This is a genomic window from Phaeodactylibacter xiamenensis (assembly GCF_000759025.1).
Taxonomy (GTDB): domain Bacteria; phylum Bacteroidota; class Bacteroidia; order Chitinophagales; family Saprospiraceae; genus Phaeodactylibacter; species Phaeodactylibacter xiamenensis.
Map to the genome: position 1 here is coordinate 261,476 of NZ_JPOS01000010.1, position 20,976 is coordinate 282,451.

20 protein-coding genes are annotated in these 20,976 nt (G+C 51.3%); 10 read left to right on the forward strand and 10 right to left on the reverse strand.

Features of this window, described 5'->3' with window-relative positions; translation table 11 throughout:
- Position 1: 1 nt before the first annotated feature.
- Positions 2-1,531 carry a bifunctional phosphoribosylaminoimidazolecarboxamide formyltransferase/IMP cyclohydrolase gene (gene purH / locus IX84_RS03435; RefSeq protein WP_044216551.1) on the reverse strand — a complete coding sequence of 510 codons (1,530 nt, stop codon included), beginning with the start codon at positions 1,529-1,531 and terminating at the stop codon, positions 2-4.
- Between the two features lie 330 nt (positions 1,532-1,861).
- Here purH and IX84_RS03440 point away from each other — a divergent pair, with 330 nt between their 5' ends.
- Positions 1,862-2,545, forward strand: a complete 684-nt coding sequence (locus IX84_RS03440; protein WP_044216553.1) for a carboxypeptidase regulatory-like domain-containing protein — start codon at positions 1,862-1,864, stop codon at positions 2,543-2,545.
- A 5-nt stretch (positions 2,546-2,550) separates the two neighbouring features.
- Here IX84_RS03440 and IX84_RS03445 read toward each other — a convergent pair whose 3' ends face one another.
- From IX84_RS03445 to IX84_RS03460, 4 genes are all read right to left on the reverse strand, one after another.
- On the reverse strand, positions 2,551-3,450 hold the full coding sequence (locus tag IX84_RS03445; protein ID WP_044216555.1) for an aminotransferase class IV: 900 nt from the start codon (positions 3,448-3,450) through the stop codon (positions 2,551-2,553).
- Between the two features lie 9 nt (positions 3,451-3,459).
- Positions 3,460-5,361 carry a tetratricopeptide repeat protein gene (locus tag IX84_RS30645; RefSeq protein ID WP_052515734.1) on the reverse strand — a complete coding sequence of 634 codons (1,902 nt, stop codon included), beginning with the start codon at positions 5,359-5,361 and terminating at the stop codon, positions 3,460-3,462.
- 428 nt (positions 5,362-5,789) lie between these two features.
- On the reverse strand, positions 5,790-6,533 hold the full coding sequence (locus IX84_RS03455) for a sulfotransferase (protein WP_238578222.1): 744 nt from the start codon (positions 6,531-6,533) through the stop codon (positions 5,790-5,792).
- Between the two features lie 91 nt (positions 6,534-6,624).
- Positions 6,625-6,963 carry a YegP family protein gene (locus IX84_RS03460; protein ID WP_044216558.1) on the reverse strand — a complete coding sequence of 113 codons (339 nt, stop codon included), beginning with the start codon at positions 6,961-6,963 and terminating at the stop codon, positions 6,625-6,627.
- Between the two features lie 243 nt (positions 6,964-7,206).
- Between IX84_RS03460 and IX84_RS03465 the strand changes: the two genes are divergently transcribed.
- On the forward strand, positions 7,207-7,935 hold the full coding sequence (locus IX84_RS03465; protein ID WP_044216560.1) for a hypothetical protein: 729 nt from the start codon (positions 7,207-7,209) through the stop codon (positions 7,933-7,935).
- Positions 7,936-8,009: 74 nt separating this feature from the next.
- Positions 8,010-8,384, forward strand: a complete 375-nt coding sequence (locus IX84_RS03470) for a rhodanese-like domain-containing protein (RefSeq protein WP_044216561.1) — start codon at positions 8,010-8,012, stop codon at positions 8,382-8,384.
- A gap of 39 nt (positions 8,385-8,423) precedes the next feature.
- On the opposite strand, the gene IX84_RS30650 is transcribed toward IX84_RS03470, so the two are convergent.
- Positions 8,424-9,107, reverse strand: a complete 684-nt coding sequence (locus IX84_RS30650) for a head GIN domain-containing protein (protein ID WP_052515735.1) — start codon at positions 9,105-9,107, stop codon at positions 8,424-8,426.
- A 155-nt stretch (positions 9,108-9,262) separates the two neighbouring features.
- Here IX84_RS30650 and IX84_RS03480 point away from each other — a divergent pair, with 155 nt between their 5' ends.
- From IX84_RS03480 to IX84_RS03495, 4 genes are all read left to right on the forward strand, one after another.
- Positions 9,263-10,516 (forward strand): hypothetical protein, encoded by a 1,254-nt coding sequence (locus tag IX84_RS03480; RefSeq protein WP_044216562.1) that lies wholly within the window; start codon positions 9,263-9,265, stop codon positions 10,514-10,516.
- A gap of 114 nt (positions 10,517-10,630) precedes the next feature.
- Positions 10,631-12,187 (forward strand): glycine--tRNA ligase, encoded by a 1,557-nt coding sequence (locus IX84_RS03485; protein WP_044216563.1) that lies wholly within the window; start codon positions 10,631-10,633, stop codon positions 12,185-12,187.
- A 95-nt stretch (positions 12,188-12,282) separates the two neighbouring features.
- Complete coding sequence (locus IX84_RS03490) at positions 12,283-13,386, forward strand: aminopeptidase (RefSeq protein WP_044216564.1); 1,104 nt, start codon at positions 12,283-12,285, stop codon at positions 13,384-13,386.
- Between the two features lie 278 nt (positions 13,387-13,664).
- The gene (locus IX84_RS03495; RefSeq protein WP_044216565.1) at positions 13,665-14,396 is read left to right on the forward strand and encodes a hypothetical protein; all 732 of its coding nucleotides are present in this window, start codon (positions 13,665-13,667) and stop codon (positions 14,394-14,396) included.
- 127 nt (positions 14,397-14,523) lie between these two features.
- Here IX84_RS03495 and IX84_RS03500 read toward each other — a convergent pair whose 3' ends face one another.
- From IX84_RS03500 to IX84_RS03515, 4 genes are all read right to left on the reverse strand, one after another.
- Positions 14,524-15,927 (reverse strand): MBL fold metallo-hydrolase RNA specificity domain-containing protein, encoded by a 1,404-nt coding sequence (locus IX84_RS03500; protein WP_044216566.1) that lies wholly within the window; start codon positions 15,925-15,927, stop codon positions 14,524-14,526.
- Between the two features lie 66 nt (positions 15,928-15,993).
- Positions 15,994-17,166 carry a DUF4097 family beta strand repeat-containing protein gene (locus IX84_RS03505; RefSeq protein ID WP_044216568.1) on the reverse strand — a complete coding sequence of 391 codons (1,173 nt, stop codon included), beginning with the start codon at positions 17,164-17,166 and terminating at the stop codon, positions 15,994-15,996.
- Complete coding sequence (locus IX84_RS03510) at positions 17,150-17,710, reverse strand: hypothetical protein (protein ID WP_044216570.1); 561 nt, start codon at positions 17,708-17,710, stop codon at positions 17,150-17,152. The genes IX84_RS03505 and IX84_RS03510 overlap by 17 nt, the downstream gene beginning before the upstream one ends.
- A gap of 74 nt (positions 17,711-17,784) precedes the next feature.
- A complete protein-coding gene (locus IX84_RS03515) occupies positions 17,785-18,375 on the reverse strand; it encodes an RNA polymerase sigma factor (protein WP_081968590.1) in 591 nt (196 codons plus the stop codon).
- Between the two features lie 119 nt (positions 18,376-18,494).
- Between IX84_RS03515 and IX84_RS03520 the strand changes: the two genes are divergently transcribed.
- From IX84_RS03520 to IX84_RS03530, 3 genes are read left to right on the forward strand one after another with little or no spacing between them, the layout of a single operon-like run.
- Positions 18,495-19,133 carry a ribonuclease H1 domain-containing protein gene (locus IX84_RS03520; RefSeq protein ID WP_044216571.1) on the forward strand — a complete coding sequence of 213 codons (639 nt, stop codon included), beginning with the start codon at positions 18,495-18,497 and terminating at the stop codon, positions 19,131-19,133.
- A 42-nt stretch (positions 19,134-19,175) separates the two neighbouring features.
- Positions 19,176-20,201, forward strand: coding sequence for a hypothetical protein (locus IX84_RS03525; protein ID WP_044216572.1), 1,026 nt, complete (start codon positions 19,176-19,178; stop codon positions 20,199-20,201).
- 34 nt (positions 20,202-20,235) lie between these two features.
- Positions 20,236-20,967, forward strand: coding sequence for a YqjF family protein (locus IX84_RS03530; protein WP_044216573.1), 732 nt, complete (start codon positions 20,236-20,238; stop codon positions 20,965-20,967).
- The last annotated feature ends 9 nt before the right edge of the window (positions 20,968-20,976 follow it).

A 20,976-nucleotide genomic window follows, 5' to 3' on the forward strand; every position in this document is an offset into this window, starting at 1 on the left:
ATTAGTGTTTAAAGTGGCGTACGCCGGTAAATACCATAGACATACCGTTGGCATCGCAATACTCAATGCTGTCTTTATCCCGAATAGAACCGCCCGGTTGCACCACTGCTGTAACCCCGGCTTCACAGGCGATTTCCACGCTGTCTGCAAAGGGGAAAAAAGCATCGGAAGCCATTACTGCTCCGTCCAGTTCAAAACCGAAATGCCTGGCTTTGTCGATCGCCTGCTTCAGCGCATCTACCCGGGAGGTCTGCCCGCAGCCCATGCCCAGCAATTGCTGCCCACGTGCCAGTACGATGGTATTCGATTTGAGGTGTTTGGCACATTTCAGTGCGAAGATCAGGTCTTCCTTTTCCGCTGCTGTAGGTGCCTTTTGGGTTACCGTTTCCAGTTCCTCTGCGGTTTCCATCTTCAGGTTAGTGTCCTGCTCGATAACGCCATTGAGCAAACTCTTGAAGCTACGCTCGTGCGCATAAAACGCCTTGATGCGGAGCAAAATGCGTTTTTTCTTTTTTGAAAGAAATTCCTGTGCCTCTGGTGCAAAATCTGGTGCGATGAGCACTTCGTAGAAAATCTTATCAATTTCCTGCGCGGTCGCCAGATCTACCGTCGTATTGGCAATCAGGATCCCCCCAAATGCGGAAACGTTGTCCGCAGCAAGGGCATCCGTCCAGGCCTGAAGGAGCGTGGGGCGTGTCGCTACACCGCATGAATTGGTGTGCTTGAGGATCGCAAAGGTAGGGTCCGCATCCTGAAATTCGCGCATCAGCCCCACTGCCGCATCGATATCCACCAGGTTATTGAAGGACAGGGCCTTCCCGCCCAGGATGTCGAACATATCCTCCAGTTTCCCGTAGAAAGTGCCCGCCTGATGTGGGTTTTCGCCGTAGCGAAGGGCCTGTGCCTCCGGTATGCTTTGCTTGAAGGCAGCCTCTGCGCCTTCTCCCTGATTAAAGTAATTGAAAATCGCGGTATCATAGTGAGAGGAAACGCCAAAGGAACGCAGGGCCAGCGCCTTGCGGTCAGGCAATTCCGTTACACCGTCTTTTTCCTTAAGCAGCTTTTCCAGCATGCCATATTCTGCCTTGGAAGGCACTACGACCACATCTTTGTAGTTCTTAGCCGCTGCCCGGATCAGCGAAATACCACCGATGTCAATCTTCTCGATGATCGCTGCCTCGTCGTCTGTATTGGCCACCGTTTCCTCAAAGGGGTACAAGTCTACGATTACCAGATCAATTTCCGGTATGTCATATTGTTTTAGTTGTTCCTGATGGTTCTCCTCGCGACGGGCCAGGATACCGCCAAAAACTTTGGGGTGCAGCGTTTTCACCCGCCCATCAAGGATGGAAGGATAGGAAGTCAGGTCTTCCACCGCATTCACGGTAGCACCAAGCGACTCCAGGAATTGCTGTGTGCCGCCAGTGGAATAGATTTGAACGCCCAAACGTTTGAGCTCTTCCACGATAGGCTCCAGGCCATCTTTATGGTAAACGGAAATGAGTGCAGATTGTATTTTTTTGCTTGCCATGGCAGAGGTTTGTTGAACAGGCTGCAAAGGTAGGGATTCAGCCCGAGATAGCAAAGGCGAAAGCCCGTCGCCTTATGGCAATCAGGAACCTGACATAAGCCCTTTTTTCGGTTGGTTTACGGCCGGCATTGCCCATAACTTTGAATTGTACGAAACAACAAGCTATGAAAACAAGCGCGCTTGCTCTGACACAGGGTTAACAAGCCGTGCTGCCATCTAAATGGGTGGCAGCATGCTTCCCCAGGAAATCAAGAACTCTTCATACAAAGCAATTTTAGGTACGCCGGGGCGTCATGTCCCGGCTTTTTTATTCATTAAAAACTTGAAGCTATGAAAATGAAATGTACATTCATCCTGACTTGCCTGCTGCTCTTTGGCAGCTCGCTGCTTCTGGCCCAAACCGCCCTTGTCGGCCAAATCAACGATGCAGAAGGGCAGCCGCTTTATGGTGCGAATATTGAGCTTTTCAAACATAATATTCTGATAACGGGTACGGCCTCTGAAGATGGCGGGCATATTGAACTTTCCGGCCTGGATCCGGGAACTTACGATATTCAGGTATCTTACCTTGGGCACCAAACCGAAAGCGTCCGTGGTTTCAAGATGTACGCTGGAAAGCAGAACTGGCTTTATGCTGAATTAATACCGGAAGCTGTAAACATGGATGAGGTAATAGTTAGCGCGAATGGCCCCTTTTATGCTTCAGGTTGTACATATCGGTGTGGCTCTATAATCAGGAACCAGAAGGACGCCGAACCCGAAGTTGATGCTCCCATCTCGTTGCCGGACATCCAATATTTCCCTAACCCTGCAACCGAAGTGGTTACCGTGGAATTGACACAGCCACTGAAAACACTGCAAGTCTACACTGCATCAGGGCAGATAGTGGAACAATACCACAATTTACCTCCCTCTCCATTTAGGCTACGGGTCGATCAATGGCCAACAGGCACCTACTTACTTCGATGCATCGATAAAGACAATCAGCTGACTTTACCGCTAATCGTTGAGTGAGCCAGCTAAAACGGTAAAGGCTCTCCCCCTGACCGGGTCATCGCCCGGAAGTAGCCCTTGATTTGTTCCAACAGGTCTTCTTCCATGCGGCTTCGGATGGCACGCCCATCGATTTCGGCGACTTTGGTGAGCTCGCCCATCGTGCCCGTGGTAAAAACCTGATCAGCGGTGTAGAATTCGGTAAGCGACAGGTTTTTCTCCACGATGGGGATGCCTTGCTCCCGGCACAGGTTGATCACATGCTGACGGGTGATGCCCGGCAGGCAGCTGTCGGCGTGAGGGGTGTAGACCACGCCTTTGCGGATACAGAATACATTCACCCCATTGGCCTCCGAGACGAAACCATCCTTGTCGAGCATCAGCCCGGCATCTGCGCCGGCATGGTTGGCTTCGATCTTGGCCAGGATGTTATTGATGAGGTTGTTGTGGTGGATTTTAGAATCCAGCGACATAGCAGAGTTCCGGCGGACTGAAGAGGTGACCAGCGTAATTTCCGGGGGGTATACGGGTGGTTTCCACTCCGCCACAATAATCAGGGTGGGCCCAAACTGATTGAGGCGGGGGTCCATACCTGAAGTGATTTTTTTGCCCCGGGTCAGGGTCAGGCGGATGTGGGTTTCGTCCCGCATGCCATTGGCCTGAAGGGTTTTAAAAAGTGCGGCTTTGATTTCCTCATTAGAGGGCACTTCCCGGAAAGCCATAGCGTGGGCGGAATTCTGAAGGCGCTCCAGGTGCTCATCCAGGGAGAAGATCCGGCCATCGTACACCCTGAGGCCTTCCCAGACCGCATCACCGCCCTGTACGGCGCTATCGAAAACCGAAATTTTGGCTTCTTCGCGAGGGTAAAGCGCCCCATCGATGTAAATCAGGAGGTGCTCATTTCTCGGATCATATTGTTGTAACATGTTTTCAGATCATTTTGGCAGATAAACTAAAAAGCGGGTTCCTTCGCCGAGTACAGACTCCAGCTCTATTTTGCCGCGGTGGCGCGCCACAATTTTCTGACAAATAGCCAGGCCCAGGCCCGTACCCTTGTATTTGTTTTTCTCCAGGCGGTGAAAGATCTGAAAAACTTTAGACTTGAAGGCCTCATCAATACCAATTCCGTTGTCCTCTACTATAATCTGATGCATATCGCCCTGATCCTGATAACGTACCCAGACCTTTTTCTCTGCCTTGTCATTGAACTTCATTGCATTGGCAATCAGATTCTGGAAAAGCTGGGAAAGCAGTGCCCGGTTACCATTAACTACCGGCAGTTCGTCCACTCGTATATCGGCTTGAGTATCCCCAATCTCAGCATCCAGAATTTCCAGGACATTCCCTACCAGCGTATTCAGGTTAAGCGGCTCTAGCGCAAGCGACTCCGTATTGCTGACCTTCGCGTAGGAAAGGAGCCCGTCGAGTAGCAAGCTCATGTGTTTAGTCCCCTTGACAATAAAATTGATGTACTCCCTGCTCTGACTATCCAGATCGTTGGGGAAACGCCGGGCCAGCAAAGTCGTGAAGGACCCTATCGTGCGGAGCGGCTCCCGAAGATCATGAGATACCACATATGCGAATTCTCTCAGGGAGCCATTGGAGTTCCGCAGGTCTTCATTCTGAGTCGCCAACACTTTATTGACGCGTTCGATTTCGCTCGCTTTTTCCTTTAGCTTGCGGTCTGTTCGCTGCAGGCGCTGATTTTTAACATACATTAAGCGGATAAAGAAAATGAGTAACGCTACAATAGCTACAGACAGCCAGATTAACAGCCGGTTACTACGCTGCTGCCTGAGCAAAAGCCCGGTTTTCTCCAGTTGTGACCGGTACTGCTCCTGTACATCAAAGAGAACCCGGGCTTGTTTCTCTCCGGTGATTTTTTCGTCTGCTATTTGATAATTGATGGCGTAGAAATAGGCACTGTCGAACTGTTCCAGGGCAGCATAATTCAGGCTCAGCTTTTTGAGCGCCTCGGCCTCCAGGTCATTCGCATCAATCACACGGCTAATCTCTACTGATTCATACAAGGAATCTATTGCAGCGGCATACGCCCCTTCAAGAGCTTTCACCGAGGCAATTTCCAGCAGGTTTTCAGCGAGCTGGTTTTGGTTTCCGATTTCGCGGTTTATGGAAGCGGCATCCAGAAAATAATCCAAAGCCTCATCTAACTGCTTTTTACTTAGCATAATTTGCCCGAGGTGTTCATAGCAGAATGCTTCCGCGTCAGGTTTTTGTATTTGTCTGGCCAAATCAAGGGCCTGCAGACCGTAGCGCTGCGCTTCTTTGAGGTCATCCTGCAAGGCAGCCACTTCTGCAAGGCTTACCAGAGAATATACCATACCGGAACTATCCTGCAGCTCCCGCCGAAGGTCCATAGACCGTTTGTAGTACAAGCCGGCCTCCTGAAAGTTATTTTGCCAGCTAAAGACATTCCCAATGTTATTATAGGAACGGGCCAATCCCAGTTTATCATTAATTTTTTCCCGAATTTCCAATGCCTTAAAGAACGCCTTTGAGGCTTCTGCCACTTTGCCCTGATACCAATAGACAGCGCCTTCCACGTGAAGGGCATCAGCTATGGCTCTTTGGTTGTTGAGCTGTTCCGCGATTTCCAGGGAGCTCCGCGCATAGCTGTGCGCAGTGGCAGGTCGGTCTGACTTATAATGGAAAGCCAGTTCCTTGAGCCAGAAGGCATGTCGTTCTCCTGTTTTAGCCTGATCGAGAGAGTCAAGCAGAGACTGTTCCGTTATGCTGCCGGGCTGAGCCGTTACACTCATAGTGAGGAACAAAAGAGTGCCTGCAATTGTGGCAATATAACTTTTTCGATGCTGCATATTTATGAGCAAGCCATTCCTGGGCGCGCTTATAAGGGTTAATTTAGGTAACTAGTGGTCTGTCAAGTGTTAATTTATGGGTTGAGTGGGAGCGAATTTTGAGGCTAATCAAGGCGGATGTTCCCGCGCATAGTAGCGCTACGTAAGGGGTTATCCAACGAAGAGTAGCCTCAAAAGTCGCCGCAGGCAACCCCTAGTTTTAGCCTTGACAGACCACTAGTGCCGGCTGATGGGTTTACAACTGCCCAAACCTTTAGTTTTCCAGCCTCCCTGCCGAGCCCGGGCAGCGTGTGCTTGGTATTTACAACTTGGTTCTGACCTGTGCGCCTGTCCCTTTTAGCCATTAGCTCTACACAACCGACAAGGTAAGCATTTTACACAAAAAAAACACAATACCTCTGTGATAGAAGACAGATAAGACCCTGCGGCTAAACCTCTCTTGCTTTTAGTGCTAAATCAAACAGCGTATGGTAATAAGGAGCACAATGCTTTGCCAGCGCTTCCAGTTTCGGGGGTACTTCATAGGTACGTTCCTCGTAAGCCTGGAACCCGGTTGAAGTATGTACCCGGCTGTACCAGTAGCTGGCCCAAACCCCGTCTTCCGGACGCGGTCCGGGAGCCCATTTCAGCATACCCTTATCAAATGCCAGCCCCAGTCGGTCACAGAGCTGCCGCAGCACCCCTTCCGGGTCCAGGAGCAACTGACGGGCATCAACCACTGCCCTTAGCGCCCCCATAGCCTGTAACTTTTGAAACAGATGATACTGCTGTTCCACTCCGATATCATCAATGCCCGGATTAGGGATGACTTTGGCGTAAGAGGCAATGATAGCTCTGGGGTCCCGAATAAGCATGATATTATCCATGTGCTGCAAGAAGGACTCATCCATAGCGACCAGATGGTGGGTCATTTGCTTAAAAAAGGCCACCGGAGTGGTATAATGCCCCAGGAGCACCTGCTTTACTACCTCCTCTCCTTCATTCAGCTGGCTGCTGAGGATTTCTGATGCGCCAGGGTGTACAACCTCCGTTTGTCCATGCTTCAGGAAATGCGCGTAGAGGGGCTCGTCGACCACCGTCGTGTCTGCTCTTTGCCGGAAGGCGTACATCAGAGCAGTACTAATATTGCGGGGGCTGGACCATGCGTTGATGCGTTGTACGATAGCGGACATATATCAGGGATCTGATGAAGCGCTAAAATAAAAAAAGCTCCTGCAAACCGGTTGCTGCAGGAGCTTTTCAAAACTATAAAAAGTATTGAGGCTAGCTCTCAACCGTAAGGTCTTCGATTGTCGCTTCCGGAGCGTTGGTTTTTACAGACTCAATCCCCTTTTCCATACCCGACTTTGCTGCGTACATCTGGCTGCTGCCAATGATTTGCTTATTGCCGGCGAGCAGGTTGAAGTGGAATTTGCCATTGCTGGCTTCCTTGCGCTCAAAGAGCTCATCTTTGGCAGCGTTTTTCTTTACGCTCTCAATGCCGTTCTTAGCGCCAGACTTGTTGGCATAGCCCTGGCTGGAGAGAATAATCTGCCCGTTTTTTGCTTTAAGGCGGAAATAGTATTTCTCGTTATTCTCGCTCTGAAAAATCTCGAATTTCATAGAGGTCTTTGGTTTGGTAGTGTTTTGAATAAAGTGAAATTAATCTTTTTGGTTGGGGATTGCCTAAAAGAAGACGCGCTTTTTACGGTAAAGTCACTACATAACGCACTAAAATTATCTCTTTTTCACGTTTACAGCAAGTTTTTATGGCAATTTGCCGTTCAGGCACTGCATACTAAATGCATGGGCCCAACTCTTAGGCCCTCCCTGATGTTCGCATTTTGAAACCTAAACGGAGCTCCAATGCTAAGAACCATCCTGCTTTACACTTTACTGAACACCGGGATTGTAGCGCTACAAGCGCAGGCAGACGAACCCGCCCGCTATCCTTTATATATGCAGATTGGTGGCCACTTTTCAGTGCTCAACCCATTAGAAGGCTTCCGGCAGGTGCTGGACATGAACGGCATCGGAGGGGGTGGGCAGGTCCTTTTTCAAATGGGCCCCGGACGGCCCGTCTTTGCAGGGCTTGACTTCAGCCTGGTGCGCTTTGATGAGGAGACCGTAGGGTTTACCACCACTCAAAACGGCTTTCCGGAAAACTATGAGCTGCGCACCCGTACCAATATGCTGCTGGGGCATGTGCTCCTCCGTTTCAAACCCTTCACCAACTTTTTCCTACAGCCATATGCTGATGGGCTCATCGGGTTGAAGCGCCCGTACACCCGCACGCAATACGTACAGCTTTTTGATGAAGGTGAAGAGGATTTGATTGAGGCTTACCCGGAACTCAATGACAATACATTCAGTGCAGGGCTGGGCGCTGGGTTGCAAGCCCGGTTGACTTCCTGGCCTGACTTGCTGCTCGATGCCCGCTGTACGTACCTCATGGGGGGAAGCGCGCGTTACCTGGTACGAATGGACGATCCGCCTGCCGTTATCGATGACCCTATTGAGGTTTTCGAAGAACGTATCACCGCGACCACCACGCTGCAGATTCAAATTGGCCTTACCCTGCAGTTTGGCCTTTAAGGCGCCTGGTGATCTGTATTACTGAGCCCGTAGCAACAAACTCCTATCTTTACCGCCAACAAAACTGACATCCAATGTACAAAACACTTTTTATCGCACTGCTTTCCGTTTTCACCCTGAATGCCTGTCAAAGCCAAAACACCGCAGAGAAGCAATACGTCCTTCCCAAAAAGGAATATCAGCAGAAAATGGCGGCTATTGAGGATTTGCAATTGCTGGACGTTCGCACGCCGGATGAATACAACGCCGGGCATATTGAAGGCGCAGAACTGATCAATTTCTTTGATGAGGATTTCGTACAGCAGGTTGAATCCCGGTTTGATAAGGATGAGCCGCTAATGCTTTACTGCCGCTCCGGCAACCGAAGCGCTAAGGCCACTGCTAAGCTCAAAGCTGTGGGCTTTAAGGAAATTTATGACCTGAAAGGGGGCTATAAAAACTGGGAGTAAGAAAACCGGGGGGCGCTGCCCCCCATTCCACCGTTTTCATTACAGCTTCCGGATACCGCCGGAAATAAGAGACCGGACATTTTTAATTTCCGGTTCGCCACTGTAATCAATACTGCCACCGGTATTAGCGCTGGCATCGAGCCGCTTGTGGGCAACAACTTCTGCCATGCCACCGGTATTAGACTTAACGTAAGTGCGCATGCACTGCAATTCCAGCCCTTCATACATGCCGCCGGTGGAAACCGTCACTTCCTGGTCTTCTGCCTGGCCGGAAACCGTAAGTACGCCACCCTCTGAAGCAGAAGCCTCAATAGCATTTACGTCCACCTCCGCAAACAACTGCCCACCACTTGAAGCCCGGAGGTTCAGCTCATCCCCAGTGATGGGGCCTGAAGTCCGAACAGATGCTCCTGCACTGGAGCGGATGGCCCGCAGGTGATTATAAGTCAGCGTGATCTCAACCCGGTCGAAGTCCTTAAACAACCCCTCGATCAGCTGGATTTTCAGGGTCTTGCCTTTCACATAGAGTGTAATCTCATCCGCATCAATCCCATCGGTCTCGATCAGGGCGGAAGGCGAGTCGCCCTTTACCAGCGTCACTGAAATATCGCCGGTTACGGATACGGCGTCGAAGTGGTCCAGCTTTCTGGCCTCTTGTGCATAGGAGACTACGGCAAAGCCGAGGAGGAGGAGTAAAACAACTGCTCTTAGAATGGTATTCATAATTTCTGGTTTTTTTACGTTCAGCTATTTGATGACTTTAGGCAACTTGTTCCCCTATTCTGCGTAGTATATTTTCTGGTTCTTCTGTTTTAGGAGAACCTGATTGCACTTTCGTAAGTTCTTAAAACCGATTCCCAAAACTAACCTGATAACCTATGAACCGTTATTCGCTCGTACTTATCCTGGCCATCGGGCTTTGGAGTGGCTGCAATAAAGACGATGATGAACAGGATTGCACCCCACCGGAATATACCTGGAATACGCCCACCTTTGAAAGTCAGGGCAGCTGGCTTTGGGTAACGGATACCTCTGGTGCTGTTATTGCCCGTACGGAGGCAGAAAGCCAAAGCAATGTGCTGTTAATGGCAGAGCAATGCGCAGGCCACCCCAACCTCAATCTGTTGGAAATCTCCTCCACCGCAGCACCGGACAACACTAACCGCACCGTTTTCAACCTGATCTCTGTTTTGAATGCACCGGACAGATTGAGTTGGGATACGCTACCCTCACCCCGCCCCGAACAATGGGAGGTAGCGGTAAGTGGCGTCAGCAGCCTGGACGAACTCCTCTGGCCAGCGCAAAGCAAAGAGATATTCGCCGGCGATATCTTCATCGATCCGGCTGCCGACTTACTGAGTTTTGCGCTTCAGGTTCCGGAAGGGGCACCAGCTTATGCCACCCTGCAGGCCAATGGGGAGGCAACGCCCCGCTATCTTTGGGCACCTGCCGCCGGGCCGGATGCCTTCAGTTTTGACTATGACGCCCTGCCTGCTCCGGTACAGGCAGGCCCTATCGGGCTGCCCAATGCCGGCAACTGGCGGTACCGGATCTTTGGCCTTGCTCCAAATGGGGAAGCCGTACTTGATTATTCCTCAATGCCGGACCTGGTCAGTGGCAGCTTCGATCCGCTCCTTCCTGCCAGCCTGCCCGATGGATTCCGGCTGCTCGTTCAGGAAGAAAACACCTTTGAGGGGCTGCCTTTTGCAGCAAACCGCTACAACAAGATCGTCAGTACCCTTCCAGGCAGTATCACCGCTTCCACTACAGCATTCAGCATGGAGCGGGCAGGCGATACCCTCAGCGTGAGTACCACCGGCGATACGCCCGACCTTTACGTACTGCGCATTATTGACTACCAGGGCGCAGGCCCGTGGCTCAACTGGACCATCTACGGCACTGCCCGGGACTTTGAGCGGCTCGTTCTCCCGCAGTGGCCGGAAGTTTTCGCTGCCAACCGCTCTGTATTACTGGGCAACGGACGGCAAACAGTCGCCTTGCTCAGCGCACGCTCCTATGACTCCCGCCCCACTTATGGGCAGATATTGGAAGCCATTGCACAACAACAAACCCACTGGGAAGCTGAACAGGGAATGCTCGAACGGACCCGCGCTTTCCAATTCCAACCGTAAATCTCCGTATTTTCCGGGCATTCAGTTCCGGATAAGTGATGTTTTTACGACCTTAGCGGGCTCGAAAACGGGCGGTGCGACAGCGTACAGCCTTGTATAATTAATCAGGAAACTATGGCACAGCAAAACGATCTGTTCAAAAAACTGGTAGCCCACTGCAAAGAGTATGGCTTTATTTACCAGTCCAGCGAAATATACGATGGCCTGAGCGCCGTATATGATTACGGCCCCTATGGTGTTGAGCTCAAAAATAACCTCAAGGATTATTGGTGGAAAAGCATGGTACAGATGCACGACAACATCGTCGGGCTGGATTCTGCCATTTTCATGCACCCCAAGACCTGGAAAGCTTCCGGCCATGTGGATGCCTTCAACGATCCACTGATCGACAATAAAGATAGCAAGCGCCGTTTCCGGGCTGATGTGCTTATCGAGGAGCACATGGAAAAAATCGAGGGCAAGATCGATAAAGAAATCACCAAAGCCCGCAAACGCTTCGGTGACGATTTTGATGAGGCGATGTACCGGGAAACCAACCCGCGTGTATCCGGCTACGTTAAGGAGCTGTCGGAGATTGAAGCCCGCCTGGGTGCCGCTATGTCCAACAGCGACCTGGCCGACCTGAAGCAAATGATAGAGGACCTGGACATCACAGACCCGGATACCGGCTCCCGCAACTGGACGGAGGTACGGCAGTTCAACCTGATGTTCTCCACGCAGCTGGGCAACATCGCGGGTGCGGAAGGCAAGCTTTACCTGCGCCCGGAAACTGCACAGGGTATCTTTGTCAACTTCCTCAACGTACAGAAGACGACCCGGCAGAAGCTACCTTTCGGTATTGCCCAGATTGGCAAGGCATTCCGAAATGAGATCGTTGCCCGGCAGTTTATTTTCCGTATGCGGGAATTCGAACAGATGGAGATGCAGTACTTCATCAAGCCCGGCGAGCAGATGAAGTGGTATGAATACTGGAAAGAAACCCGCCTCAAGTGGCACCTTGCCCTGGGCACGCCTAAGGAAATGCTGCGCTTCCATGATCACGGCGAGAATCTGGCGCACTATGCAGATGCCGCTGCGGATATTCAGTTCAACTTCCCATTCGGGTTCAAGGAGCTGGAAGGCATCCACAGCCGGACGGACTTCGACCTGGGCGCTCATCAGGAGCTTTCCGGCAAAAAGCTACAGTTCTTCGACCCCGAAACCAAGGAAAGCTACGTGCCTTATGTGCTGGAGACTTCTATTGGCTGCGACCGGATGTTCCTGGCTACCATGTCGCAAGCCCTTCAGGAAGAGACCGTAACAGGCGCCAACGGAAAAGAGAGCACCCGGGAAGTGCTGAAGCTACACCCTGCTCTTTCGCCCATCAAGTGTGCCATTTTGCCGCTTAAGCGCAATGACGAACGCCTGGTGAACATGGCACGGGATATCTTCAACAACCTCCGCTTGTCCTTCAACGTGCAATACGACGATACGGGCAGTATTGGCAAACTGTACCGCCGTCAGGATGCGATTGGTACACCTTTTTGTGTAACCGTGGATTTTGAAGCCCTCGATGATCAGACCGTGACCCTCCGCGACCGGGACACCCTGGAACAGGAACGCGTACATGTGGATCAGCTGGAGGAGATTATCCGCAAGCGGGTAGACATGAAACAATTGCTGGTGCAATAGCACCCCTTCTCAGAAACAGGCGGGGCAGCCTTCCGGGCGCCCCGTCCCCTTTCTATACCGGCCCACCCTCCGGCCGCTAACCAAACCTACAAGCTATGGAAAACATCCTTCAAAAGTATGCCCACCTGTTGGTCCACTATTGCCTGAGCACTAAGCCGGGAGATAAGATGTACCTGCGCAGTACCACGCTGGCAGAGCCTCTTGTGCGTGAAGTCTACCGGGAAGCGGTCAGGGCAGGTGCCGTTGTGGAAACAGACCTCTCTTTCCGCGAACAAAGCCGGATTCTGCTGGAAGAAGGCGGAGAAGATCAGTTACAGTACATTTCTCCGCTTTACCAAAAAGCAATGGAGGAATTCGACACCTACCTGTACATCATCGCACCTTACAACCTGCGGGAAGATCAAAACGTAAATCCGGACAAGCGCAAAATCCGGCAGGAAGCCCATGCACCGGTGATGAAAAAGTACTTCGAACGCACTGCCACGCTGGATATGCGCCGCAGCCTTTGCCAGTATCCTACCCTCGCTAATGCGCAGGAAGCAGGAATGTCTTTGGAGGAATACGAAAAATTTGTCTTTACCGCCTGCCGTCTCTATGATGAGGACCCCATCCAAAGCTGGACAGAAGTCCGGGAGCAGCAACAGCAAATCGTGGACCTGCTCAACGACCGGGAAGAAGTATATTACAAAGGTGACGGTGTGGACATCCGTTTCAAAATCGACAAGACCCGCCGCTGGATCAACTCTGACGGGCGCACCAACATGCCTTCCGGAGAAGTGTACACCTCCCCGCTTGAGGACTCCGTTAACGGGGTGATCCGCTTTTCGTACCCTGCTCTGTACATGGGCCACGAAGTGGAAGGCGTCACGTTGTACGTCAAAGACGGCTACGTGGAGAAATGGGAAGCCACCCGGGGCAAGGATTTTCTGGACCAGATTTTTCAGATCGAAGGCGCCAGGCGTTTTGGAGAAGCTGCCATCGGGACCAACTACCGTATTCAGCAGATGACAAAGAACATCCTGTTTGACGAAAAAATCGGAGGTACGGTGCACATGGCTATCGGCCAATCGTACCTGCAGGCTGGCGGCAAAAACCAGTCCACCGTACATTGGGATATGATCACCGATATGACCAAAGAGGGTGAGATTTATGCCGATGGAGAGAAAATTTACGAGAAAGGCAAGTTTTTATTCCTCTGAAGTTAAACTAAACCGGGTATTCATTTGTGAAAGAGTACAGTAGGTTAAACGGTGCGTTTTGCCGTTAAAAGTCTGTTAGATTGTAGGTTTTATTGAAATTTCAGCCTTTCAAAATTTAATGGATTTGAATTTTCTGTATAACTTGCGAATGGAAATGCTTTTTGCCCAAGCCAAATGAATGAGAACGAAAAGCCCTGGTCATCAAGCAAATTATGCATCAGAACGAGAACACTCGACGAAACACAATTAAATAAACCAACATTTAATCTCCTTAAACCGTGAACAATAATATTGCATTTCTAGAATTAAAGTACGGCAACATTTACGGAGGATATCCCAATTTCTACGCCATTAGTGAAATCTGCCTGCTGGTATTTGAACAAGACACCAACCGAATTTTCATAGAGACCTTCATCAACAACGCCAATGTTGACTTCGTGAGCGTCTACTCTAAAGTAGATGAACTGGGGCATACAGTCGGCCGCGTTAAGGAGGTGGTGAATATGCGCACACACCGTCGTAAACCATTCCGTGAAGATTTCCGATTGGAAGAAAAGGAACTGGCCGGAGCCTTCAATCAGCTCCGTCCCTCCCGGATGCCAATCAAGAACTTCCTGATCAAAAACCTGCGTAAGTACCGCTTCCGCGACCTCATCACCTTCGATGGGCGCCGGGATGTTTTCCTGTGCGAGCGCTCCGGAGGCCGGTTTGACCGCTACAACATCATTGACCTGCAGAAAGAGCTCAATAAAGAGACTGATTACCTGTTCTCCCTCAACAAGCTCTCCAAGGTCATTAATTTTGAGCATGACCGTAGCTACCTGCGTTCTCACAACCTGGAATATTGGCTGCACCCCATCGCAGACCGTCAGATTGTACCTAAATCTGCCGCTTACGATGCCGCTCGCCTGCTGATGATCCACAATGAGTACCGGGACCACCATGATGACTTCATGATGAAAGGTGCCCTCCTGCTCAATAAAATTCAGCAGAACAAGCAACCTGAATAACTACCACACTGACACTTCTACGCTTTTTGGGCAGAACAAGCTCAGCGCATCATTACATAAAATCAGCCCCGCAGTGCTCACTGGGTTTACTGCGGGGCTTGCTGTTTTTTACGTTAGGCAGGGCTTCTTAAATCCGATATTCCTGGTGTAACTCAGGAATCTCTACCTGATCAAAGCCGTTTTCACTTAAGAAGCCCCTGAAAGCTTCCTGCCGGTCCAGTGTACCATGCACCAGGAACAGCTGCCGGAGTTTGGGCTTTTGATTCCGCAAAAAGTCCAGAATCTCATGCCGGTCCGCATGAGCAGAGAACGAGTCCATGACCTCTATATCGGCATTCACGGGGCGTTCCTGGCCAAATACCCGTACTTCCTTCGCGCCATCGCGCAAACGCCCGCCAGGGGTATGAGGCGCACAATAGCCCACTATAAGAAACGTATTGCGCTGATCTGCAACATGGTGGTAAAGGTGGTGCTTAACCCGGCCGGCATTCATCATACCCGACGAACTGATGATGATGCAGGGCGCATTAGAATTGTTCAGATCCTTGGAAACAGAAGCTTTGCGTACGTACTGTAGCCCATTGAAACCAAAGGGGTCATCGTCTTCCAGCAAGTATTCATTCAATTCATTGTCGTAGCACTCCGGATGGGCACCAAAGATGGTGGTGGCGTTAACCGCAAGGGGGCTATCCACATAGACCGGTATACGCGGCAGTTCGCCGGCAGATGCCAACTGATCCAGCATGTATACAATCTCTTGTGTTCGGCCAATGCTAAAAGCCGGGATAATCAGCTTGCCTTGTTTCTCCACACAAGTCCGCTCAATGATCCGCTGAAATCGCTTGATTTCATTAGGTGCGTTCTCATGGTCTTTGTTGCCGTAGGTGGACTCACAAATGAGATAGTCGACTTCAGGCATAGGTATAGGGTCCCGAAGGATAGGACGGTTGGGCCGCCCGATATCTCCGGTAAACCCAATGGAGGTTTTGCGCCCCAGCTGATCGATACGCAGGGTGACAGAAGCACTACCCAGGATATGACCGGCATCACGGAAAAGGACTTCTACCCCATCGTGTATGGTAAACCAGCGGTTATAGCCATGCCCTTCGAAGAGATTCCATGCCTGTTCTGCATCCCTGGGCGTATATAAAGGCTCCACAAAGCCATCCGTACGCCCTTTTTTGCGAAGCCGCTTATTGTGGTACTCTGCATCATACTCCTGGATTTTGGCACTGTCCAAAAGCATGATCGCGCAAAGGCTGCGGGTAGCGTGCGTACAATAAATATTCCCCCGGAAACCATCTTTGACCAGCTTGGGGATACGCCCGCTGTGATCAATATGAGCATGAGAAAGGATCAGACAGTCAATCTCAGCAGGGTCAAAAGGCCACTGTGCATTGAAATCTTTCATGTCGTCATCACTCCCCTGATACAGACCACAGTCCAGCAAAATCGTATACCCGTCGTCTAGTGTAATAAGGTGAGCACTACCCGTCACTTCCTGAGCAGCTCCGCAGAATTTTATCTTCATGGCTTGGATTGAATTCAGATTTTCAATTTGTCTGCCATCAAGATAGTAAAATCCCGGGAAGGTCTGTCAATCCGCTTCTATCGTCAGCCCACCGTAATCCAGTGAAGCCTCCACGCGCCCAATATTACTTTGCCGCTGCTGACCGAAATAACCAGACACCGTATGCCGGTCGCTGGTCTCGATTTCCTCAATCAGGTGCAGGGTGTAGGGGTAGCGAATACCAGCGTGGCGGGCTGTTGCCCGGAGCTGGCAATTGATCAAGGGGTCAAGAACTAACCTAAAGTCAGTAAATCGGCCTTCAAGCTTAACAGTCCGGAACTGATCGGGCAGATCCGTAATACGGACCCTGCTGCTGTCTGCTTCAATTGTTGCGGTATGGCGGAGCCGGTTCACGTAAAGGCGGGAAAGTGAGGTGCTTACCTGTACCTCCCGGACCCGATCGAGCGAAATTTCATCGTACCGCCCCTGATTGGTAAAAATACCGCCTCCATCAACGTAGTAGTTGTCGTAGCGCGTTTCACTCTCCAGTCGGCCGATATTCCGGAACTTCAGGATGGCAGAGCGGCTCCGGACTTTCACCCAATCCCCGGAAGTCAGGCTACCCTCAACATTAACCAAATCGGCATTCAGTCGGGTGATTTGTTCGAGGTTGAGGGTGCCGTCTTTCTGGTTGAGCGTCACTTCGCCCTTAAGGTTTGCACCAAATACATCTCCGCTAAGCACTTCTGCGGACACATTGCCCGTAATATTCTTCACCGTAACCGCCCCGTGCTTGTTCAGTAGGGAAATCGCTGCCGGTTGAGGCAAAAACACCCGGATGGACACGGAGTAATCAGCCGTTTGTAAGCTCGGAAAGGGCCACCAGGTCTGCTCAACCGGTGCAATATTGGTTTGAATATTCACCAACCGCTGCTGTAGGTTCATCTCCGTTTCGATGCGGTCAAAAACCCGGGCTGCTGCAGCCTCGTGTTCCGCCTCTACTTCCGTAAGCGCTTCCACCCGGATACGGTTGTGCGCCCACCCTTCCACACTGACCGGACCGTATTTATTGGAAATATTGACCAATACGGTTGGATAGACCTGGTATTCTTTCTTGATCAGCCTGGAAAAGGTCTCACAATCACAGGAGGACTGCCCCTGAAGAGACACTGCAAACAGCGTGGCCAACAGCACAAGCGCAATGGTAAAGGTAGCGCCATTGCGCTGCTCTGTTGCCGGAAGCTTAGAGAATCCGGTCATCCGTATTGGCTTTCTTCGGTGGAGTGGACTCAAAATCAGGATCTGCCATCTGTATGCGGTTCAAAACCCGCTCCAGGATGTACACCTTGGCCTGGTAATTTTCCAGCAGGTCTTTTACGATATCTTCTGCTTTGCCGGGAGGAGCAGCCTGAAGCTCTTTGCGCAATTCCGCAATCGTAGCATCCAGGTGCTTCAAATCCTGCTGCACTGCGCCCGCTTGTTCGTAGCTGACCAGCTGTTGGTATTTCTGCTGTATTTCTTCCTGATAGGCCGCTTCCTGAGCGGCATACTGCGCCCCTACGTCTTCCAGAGCTACAATTGAATGGGGCGTTGGCGAATTGAGGTAGCCGCCCAGGGCCACCCCGCAGAAGAGCAGTCCGATTACAGCGGCAGCGATACCCGCTACCCGCCAAAGCAGGAGGCGGCGGTGCTTTCGGCGGTCAAGGTCCTGCCGGATACAGCCCCAGACCTTCAGTTCGGGCACATCGCTATCGAAAGCGTCCCGGTTATCGTGAATGAATTGTTCAAATTGATCGCGGTGCATAGTCTACTTGTCTTAAAACGGGCTTTGCCCGCTTTACCCTGTGATGAAAAATGTGGCACTCCGAAATATACCTTTCAGCTCATTTCACTGATAATGCTTCGGAGTTTCTTTTTGGCACGGCTGTACTGCGACTTGGAAGTAGCCTCAGAAACATCGAGGATTTCAGCAATTTCCTTGTGGTCATACCCTTCGATAGCATAAAGAGTAAAGACCACCCGGTACCCATCGGGCAATTGCTGTACCCCACGCTTCAACAGCTCAACGCTGAGGCTAAGGTCATCAGTCGTACTGCCGGCCTGATCGGGCTCGTCTGCCACAAACCGGTCTTCCAGTTCCTCCAGCTTTAAACGGTTGCGCTTAAGATGATTGATGCAGTTGTTTACCACAATGCGCTTGATCCAGGCCCCAACAGAAGATTGGTACCTGAAGGTATGCAGCTTGGTAAATACATCAACAAAGGAGTTCTGTAACAAATCCTCAGCATCATGCTCGTGCCGGAGCATACGCAGGCACACATTGTACATGGCACGGGAATAGAGCCGGTAAAGCTCAAATTGAGCACGGCGGTTGCCGCGTTTGCACTTCTCGACAATATCCTGATGTGTACTTGCGTAATCCAATTTCAGGTGTTTGTAATCAACAGCGGGTGACTTTAATGCATGCATGACTTTCAGTTGATCATCTGTACTTCCAAAGACCTTACACTCGTATAAAGGTTGCACGAAAATCCGGAATTCGGAAATTCTCCCCGATGTACCTTATATTGGCAGCGAAACGAAGATACATGGCGAAGAAGAAAAAGTACTATACGGTTTGGGAAGGTATGACGCCTGGAGTTTACGATTCCTGGGCGGCCTGTCAGGCACAAATCAAAGGGTTCCCGAATGCGCGGTACAAGTCCTTTAAAAGCCGGGAGGAGGCAGAAGCAGCCTTCAGGGGTAATTTTGCAGACCACATTTCCAGCGGCAGCCCTTCCACCCGCAAAGCCAAGCCAATAGTTACGGAGGAGGCCCGGAAAGAAATCATTTGGGACAGCCTCAGCGTGGATGCTGCCTGCAGCGGCAACCCGGGTGTCATGGAATATCAGGGCGTTGACACCAAGACCGAGGCACAGATTTTCCACAAAAAATTCAGCCTGGGCACTAACAATATCGGCGAATTCCTGGCTATCGTGCATGCCCTGGCCTTACTTCAGCAACAAGGCAAAGACACACCAATTTATACCGACTCCAGAACGGCTATGGGCTGGGTCAAACGCAAAAAAGCCAACACCAAACTGGTCAAAAATGCCAAAACCAAGCTGCTGCACGAGCTCATCGCCCGGGCAGAAATCTGGCTGCGCAATAACACCTACAGCAACCCTGTTATGAAGTGGGATACGGAGCGCTGGGGTGAAATCCCTGCCGACTTCGGGCGGAAGTAAGCAGCGTTGAACAACCTTTAAGCCATAATGAGCTGTCATTTTATGAATTACTGGTGGGCCATCTTCATGCCGGGGTTGCTGCTCCTGAGTTGTCAACCGGTGCCCGAGGCGGAAAGTACTTTTGAGCCCTCTCCCGGCAAAGTGGTGCACCTGCTGGATAGCATTCAGGCCGCGCAGCAGCTCCAAACGGATAAAAAGGAAGGCTTCTTTGAAAAAATCAGCCCCCTGGATACCCGGCTGCAAATGGGTATACCGCTGGATAGTGCGATTCCAGCGCCTGTCCTCCGAAAAAACTACAAACCCTTCCTGGGCAGGCAGGCGATGCCCCTAAAGACTACAGACCGGACACTGCTAAAAGCCACCTTCGAGCAAGCTTACGCCTTCTGTGATTCGCTTAGCCCTGGTTTATTGCCTGACACAGTGCTCTTGGGCAAGATGGAAACCGACATCTTCGGCCCCTCCGTCTACTTTACCCGCGAACGCGCCATTTTCATACCCAAAAATGAGCTGTACGAGGGCAACCAGGCCCTACTCCCGGTCGTACTGCATGAGTTGTTCCACCTTATCTCCCGCTACAACCCGGCATTGCGCAGCAAATTATACGCGTTGATCGGTTTTCAAAAACTCGACGCCCCGCTGCACTTCCCCACCCCGCTGCTGAAACGGCGCCTGCTTAATCCCGATGGCATTGACCATAACTATGCTATTGAGCTGCCTGACAGTACCGGGGAGGCCAAACGCTACATTTCCGTCATCACCGCAGATACGGCTGGCCCCTATCCCGGTAAACGCTATTTTGATTATATCGACTTTCGCCTGTATCCGCTGCTGCCCACAGACACGGGGTACACGGTGCAGCCGCAAGGCGTGCCACCGGAAGCTGCGCCCGGTTTTTTCGGGCAGATTGGCGATAATACGGGGTACATTATCCATCCTGACGAAATTCTGGCAGATAACTTTGTACTGCTCGTTTTGCGAAAAACTGGCAAAAAGAACTTCGCTGCCCGCCCGCTGTCGGAGGGGGGAGAAACCCTGCTAAGACAAATGGAGGCCGTACTTAAGCGCTAAGCAACATGTTTTGTAGCCAGAGCGTTTTTAAAATATGGTACGAACCTTTCTCACCGCCCACTGGCGCAACCTGATTATGGCCAACTACCTGGTCGACCCCACCCTGCTCCAACCCTATGTCCCTCCCGGTACTGAGCTGGACACCTGGAATGGGCGCTGTTACGCCAGTTTAGTCGGCTTTTTATTTGACCGTACTCGGGTACTTGGGTTGCCCATACCTTTTCATCAACGGTTTGAAGAGGTCAACCTGCGGTTTTACGTCCGTTATCATGATGCAGGCGAGTGGAAGCGGGGCGTGGTTTTCGTCAGTGAGATTGTTCCCAAGCGTGCCATTACCTGGGTAGCCAATGGGTTGTACGGGGAGCGTTACGCTGCCATGCCCATGCGGCACCTTTGGGAAGAAGGCCCGGAGCAGCAGCGCTACCGCTACGAGTGGCGGCATGCCGGTCATTGGAACCACTTGGAAGTCACGACGCGGGGAGCACCTCAACCTCTGTTGGAAGGTAGCGAGGAGCAATTCATTGCAGAGCATTACTGGGGCTATGCCCGACGGGGCAAAAAGGGAACGACCGAATATCAAGTCGTGCACCCTTCCTGGGAACTCCGCCCGGTAGTTGGCTATGAGATCAATTGCGATGCGGCCGCCCTTTACGGTGAGGCTTTTGCGGTTCCACTCTCCGAACGGCCCTCTTCGGTTTTTCTGGCGATCGGTTCAGCAGTAGCCGTAAAAGCCGGGCAGCGTCTGATTCTGGACAAAAACGCTTAATTTCAAGTT

Coding starts and splice junctions, on each gene's coding strand:
- purH (WP_044216551.1), bottom strand. CDS start 1,531: ATGGCAAGCAAAAAAATACAATCTGCACTCATTTCCGTTTACCATAAA.
- IX84_RS03440 (WP_044216553.1), top strand. CDS start 1,862: ATGAAAATGAAATGTACATTCATCCTGACTTGCCTGCTGCTCTTTGGC.
- IX84_RS03445 (WP_044216555.1), bottom strand. CDS start 3,450: ATGTTACAACAATATGATCCGAGAAATGAGCACCTCCTGATTTACATC.
- IX84_RS30645 (WP_052515734.1), bottom strand. CDS start 5,361: ATGCAGCATCGAAAAAGTTATATTGCCACAATTGCAGGCACTCTTTTG.
- IX84_RS03455 (WP_238578222.1), bottom strand. CDS start 6,533: ATGTCCGCTATCGTACAACGCATCAACGCATGGTCCAGCCCCCGCAAT.
- IX84_RS03460 (WP_044216558.1), bottom strand. CDS start 6,963: ATGAAATTCGAGATTTTTCAGAGCGAGAATAACGAGAAATACTATTTC.
- IX84_RS03465 (WP_044216560.1), top strand. CDS start 7,207: ATGCTAAGAACCATCCTGCTTTACACTTTACTGAACACCGGGATTGTA.
- IX84_RS03470 (WP_044216561.1), top strand. CDS start 8,010: ATGTACAAAACACTTTTTATCGCACTGCTTTCCGTTTTCACCCTGAAT.
- IX84_RS30650 (WP_052515735.1), bottom strand. CDS start 9,107: ATGAATACCATTCTAAGAGCAGTTGTTTTACTCCTCCTCCTCGGCTTT.
- IX84_RS03480 (WP_044216562.1), top strand. CDS start 9,263: ATGAACCGTTATTCGCTCGTACTTATCCTGGCCATCGGGCTTTGGAGT.
- IX84_RS03485 (WP_044216563.1), top strand. CDS start 10,631: ATGGCACAGCAAAACGATCTGTTCAAAAAACTGGTAGCCCACTGCAAA.
- IX84_RS03490 (WP_044216564.1), top strand. CDS start 12,283: ATGGAAAACATCCTTCAAAAGTATGCCCACCTGTTGGTCCACTATTGC.
- IX84_RS03500 (WP_044216566.1), bottom strand. CDS start 15,927: ATGAAGATAAAATTCTGCGGAGCTGCTCAGGAAGTGACGGGTAGTGCT.
- IX84_RS03505 (WP_044216568.1), bottom strand. CDS start 17,166: ATGACCGGATTCTCTAAGCTTCCGGCAACAGAGCAGCGCAATGGCGCT.
- IX84_RS03510 (WP_044216570.1), bottom strand. CDS start 17,710: ATGCACCGCGATCAATTTGAACAATTCATTCACGATAACCGGGACGCT.
- IX84_RS03515 (WP_081968590.1), bottom strand. CDS start 18,375: ATGCATGCATTAAAGTCACCCGCTGTTGATTACAAACACCTGAAATTG.
- IX84_RS03520 (WP_044216571.1), top strand. CDS start 18,495: ATGGCGAAGAAGAAAAAGTACTATACGGTTTGGGAAGGTATGACGCCT.
- IX84_RS03525 (WP_044216572.1), top strand. CDS start 19,176: ATGAATTACTGGTGGGCCATCTTCATGCCGGGGTTGCTGCTCCTGAGT.
- IX84_RS03530 (WP_044216573.1), top strand. CDS start 20,236: ATGGTACGAACCTTTCTCACCGCCCACTGGCGCAACCTGATTATGGCC.